Source organism: Streptomyces sp. adm13(2018) (genome assembly GCF_008042145.1).
In the GTDB taxonomy this organism is placed as follows: Bacteria; Actinomycetota; Actinomycetes; order Streptomycetales; family Streptomycetaceae; genus Streptomyces.
Genome location: NZ_RDBH01000195.1, coordinates 1 through 4,196 on the forward strand (window position 1 = coordinate 1; position 4,196 = coordinate 4,196).

3 protein-coding genes are annotated in these 4,196 nt (G+C 76.5%); all 3 read left to right on the forward strand.

The window, feature by feature from the left end; translation table 11 throughout:
- Positions 1-857 (forward strand): hypothetical protein (locus EAO70_RS35455; protein WP_410091593.1); only part of this gene is annotated, 857 nt, incomplete at its 5' end.
- Positions 854-3,142, forward strand: a complete 2,289-nt coding sequence (locus EAO70_RS35460; protein ID WP_148006917.1) for a bifunctional serine/threonine-protein kinase/ABC transporter substrate-binding protein — start codon at positions 854-856, stop codon at positions 3,140-3,142. The genes EAO70_RS35455 and EAO70_RS35460, both read left to right, overlap by 4 nt.
- 3 nt (positions 3,143-3,145) lie before the next feature.
- Positions 3,146-4,196: serine/threonine-protein kinase (locus EAO70_RS35465; protein WP_148006918.1), on the forward strand; the 1,051-nt coding region annotated here is incomplete at its 3' end.

Genomic DNA, 4,196 nt, shown 5'->3' on the forward strand with positions numbered 1-4,196 from the left:
CACGCCCACCGAGCTCGACTTCACCCCCGACCCGAAGCGGGCGCCGAAGACCGCTGCGGAGGCCCGGCGCCTCGCCCTGGCCACCGTCGCCGGACCCGACGCGTGGGCCCCGGGCTACGTCGAGCGCACCCCGCACCTCAGCGACCCGGACTACTGGCCCGTCCTCGGCGCCACCTGCTCCCACGCCCACCGAGCTCGACTTCACCCCCGACCCGAAGCGGGCGCCGAAGACCGCTGCGGAGGCCCGGCGCCTCGCCCTGGCCACCGTCGCCGGACCCGACGCGTGGGCCCCGGGCTACGTCGAGCGCACCCCGCACCTCAGCGACCCGGACTACTGGCCCGTCCTCGGCGCCACCTGCTCCTGGGAGACCGGCGCCCGGCCCGCCGACGTCCTCGCCAGCGTCACGGCCTACAGCGAACTCCCCGCCGTCGACGGCAAGGGCGTCCTGCGGGTCGCCGCCACGGTCACCGTGCACCGCACCGAGTCCGACGCCGACTGGGAGATGGCCTCGACCCTCGAAGAGGCGCTGCGCTGCCCCGACCAGAAGCTGCGCGACGGCGAACGGGTCACCGGGCTCATGTCCCTCGGCAACCCCTTCGGCGTCGGGGGCAACGCCACCGCCGACGACTCCCTCCGCGAAGGCGGCACCTACCTCAACGACGCGGTGAAGGGGAAGCAGTTCTACAGCTGGTACCAGTCCCGGATCGGCCAGGTCACCGTCGCCACCGTCGTCAAGGGAGCCCCCGGCTACGCCGAGTTGAACGACGGAGCGGCCACCGGCACGAGCCAGGCCCAGGTCCGGGCCCTCGTCACGATGCTCGACCGCGTCAAGAACGAGCTGGAGGTCCAGTCGTGAGCCCCACCGCCCCCCGGCTCGGGCCGGGCGCCCTCCAGCCGCTGCTGCCCTCCGACCCGTCCGCCCTCGCCGGCTACCGGCTCCTCGGCCGCCTCGGCGCCGGCGGCATGGGCGTCGTCTACCTCGGCCGCACCGCCGCCGGCGAACTCGCCGCCGTCAAGGTCACCCACGCCGACCAGGCCGACCAGCCCGACTTCCGGGCCCGCTTCCGCCGCGAGGTCGAGGCCGCCCGCCGGGTCTCCAGCCCCTGGGCCGTGCCGGTCACCGGCGCCGACCCCGACGCCCCCGAACCCTGGATGGCCACCGCCTTCGTCGCCGGTCCCTCCCTCGGCGAGGCCGTCACCGCCCACGGCCCGCTGCCCGAGCGCAGCGTCCGCCACCTCGGCTGGGCCGTCGCCCGCGCCCTCGCCGCCGTCCACGCGGCCGGACTCGTCCACCGCGACGTCAAGCCCGGCAACGTCCTGCTCGCCGTCGACGGGCCCCGGCTCATCGACTTCGGCATCGCCCGCTCCACCGGCGAGACCGCCCTCACCGCCACCGACATGGTCGTCGGCACCCCCGGCTTCCTCGCCCCCGAGCAGGCCGAGGCCCGCGTCGACGCCATCGGACCGCCCGCCGACGTCTTCGCCCTCGGCTGCCTCCTCGCGTACGCGGCGACCGCCCGCCCGCCCTTCGGCACCGGCGCCGTGGACGCCCTGATGTACCGGACCGTCCACGACGAACCCGACCTCACGGGCGTCCCCGACGGGCTGCTCGACCTCGTCCGGGCCTGCCTCGCCAAGGACCCGGCGGCCCGTCCCACCACCGCCGCGATCGGCGTCCGGCTCCTCGAGGACAGCCCCGGCGACGGCACCGGCTGGCTGCCCGACCCGGTCGTCCGGACCATCGCCGAACGCTCCGCGCGGATGCTCACCCTGCCCGAGATCGACCTCACCGAGGCGGGCGGCGGCACCACCGCCCCGGCCACCCCCGGGAAGAGTCGGCGCGGCTTCCTGCTGCTCGCCTCGGGCGCCGCCGTCCTGGCCGTCGGCGGCGGCGCCGCCGCCGTCTGGGCCGGGCGCGGCGAGTACGGGCCGGACGGCAAGGGCGACGGCGGGAAGACCGCCCCGCCCCGCACCGCCTGGTCCATCGGCGTCCTCGCCGACCTGTCCGGCCCGGCCAAGGACATCGGCCGGGCCCAGGAGCACGGCGCGCGCCTGGCCGTGGAGCAGTTCAACGCCCGCAAGGACAAGCCCTTCACGCTCGGCCTCAAGGTCGTCGACGACCGGGGCGACGCGGCCCGCGCCCTGGAGAACGTCAGGACCCTCACCACCGACCCGGGGGTCCTCGCCGTCCTCGGGCCCACCACCGACGCCGTCGCCCAGGCCGTCATCCCCGCGTTCGAGGAGGCCGGGATCCCGCTGATCACGGTCTCGGCCGGCTACAACCTGCTCACCCTGCGGACGGGCGGCGCGCGGAACGAGACGGTCCTGCGCGCCATCCCGAACCACATCAGCGCGGGCACCCACCTGGCCTTCGCGTCCACGCTGCTGCCCGCGATCCGCCGGCCCGGGGTCCTGGAGGACCGGACCGAGGACCACTACAGCTGGCAGGTCACCGGCGGCGTGCGCTTCGGGTACGGACAGGCAGGCATCGCCCCGCACTTCCGGGTCGTCCCGGCCCGCGCCGACGCCGCCGCCTACCGTCGGGTACTCGGCGAGATGGTCGACGCCGGCATCGACGCCTACGTCCACTGCGGGGTCACCGAGACCGCCGTCCACGCCGCCCGGACGCTCGCCGAACTCGGTTTCCAGGGGCCGAGGTTCACCGGCCAGGCCGTCTTCGGCCAGGAATTCCTCCGGAAGGCCGGGGCCGCCGCCGAGGGCTGGTTCGTGTGCGCGCCCGTCGTCGACCCCACCGCGCAGAAGACGGCCGCCGCTTTCGTCGCCGCCCACCGCAAGCGGTTCGGGGCGCCTCCCGCGTACTACGCGGGCGAGTCGTACGACGTCGTCACCATGACGGCGGGGCAGCTCACGGCCCGGGCGAAGGCGTCCGGCAAGCCCGCCCGCAAGGGCCTGTGGGCGGCGCTGCAGAAGCAGAAGTACACCGGTGTGATGGGCGGTTACCACTTCAACGAGTTCGGCGACCTGGGGATCGGCGGCACCTTCGTCTTCGCGGTGCAGAACGGCGCGTACAAGCCCATCGGCTCCGCGCCCCTGCTGCCGAACAAGCCCGGGAACGACAAGCCCGGGAACGACAAGCCCGGAGACGACAAGCCCGGGTCCGAGAACGACACGGCGGCCTGACCCGTGCAGCCGCTCCGGAAGGCCGACCCGTCGACGCTCGCCGGCTACCGCCTCCTCGGGCGGCTCGGCGCCGGCGGCATGGGCGTGGTCTACCTCGGCCGGTCCGCCGGCGGGGCGCTCGCCGCGCTCAAGGTCATCCGGGCCGAGCACGCCGCCGACGCCGGCTTCCGGGAGCGGTTCCGCCGCGAGGCGCGGGCCGCCGAGCGGATCACCGGCCGGTGGGTGGTCCGGGTCCTCGGGTCCGACCCGGAGGCCCGGGAGCCGTGGCTGGCCACCGAGTACGTGCCCGGGCCCTCGCTCGCCGAGGCCGTCGCCCTGCACGGCGCCCTGCCGGAGGCGACGGTGCGGGCCCTGGGCGCCCGGCTGGCGTCCGCGCTCGCCGACGTGCACGGGGCCGGGCTCGTCCACCGGGACGTCAAGCCGGGCAACGTCCTCCTCGCCCTCGACGGGCCCCGGCTCATCGACTTCGGCATCGCCCGGTCCGCCGGGGCGACCGCCCTGACGGCCACCGACGCGATGATCGGCACCCCCGGCTTCCTCGCCCCGGAACAGGCGAGGGCCGCGGGCTCCGGCGAGGTCGGCCCGGCCAGTGACGTGTTCTCGCTCGGCTGCGTCCTCGCGTACACGCTGACCGGGGAGCGGCCCTTCGGTACGGGCGGGGTGGCGGCGGTGGTCTACCGCACCGTCCACGAGGCGCCCGCGCTCGACGGGGTGCCCGCCGCTCTCCTTCCGCTGGTCGCCGCCTGCCTCGCCAAGGACCCGGCGGCCCGGCCCACGGCGGCCGAGGTGCGGGCCGCGCTGGGAGGCGCCGACGGTCCGGCCGGGGACTGGCTGCCGCCCGGACTGCCCACGCTCATCGCCCAGCGCTCCTCGGCGGTCCTCGACCTGCCCGTCGCCGAGCCGACGCTCCTCGTCGACCGGGAGCCGCGGGGGCCGTCGCGCCGGCGCGTCCTGGTGGCGGGCTCGGCCGCCGCCGTGGCGGGGGCCGGCGGGCTGACCGCCTGGCTGCTGAACCGGACACCGGGCGGGACGGGCGCGGGGCCCGGCGGGACGG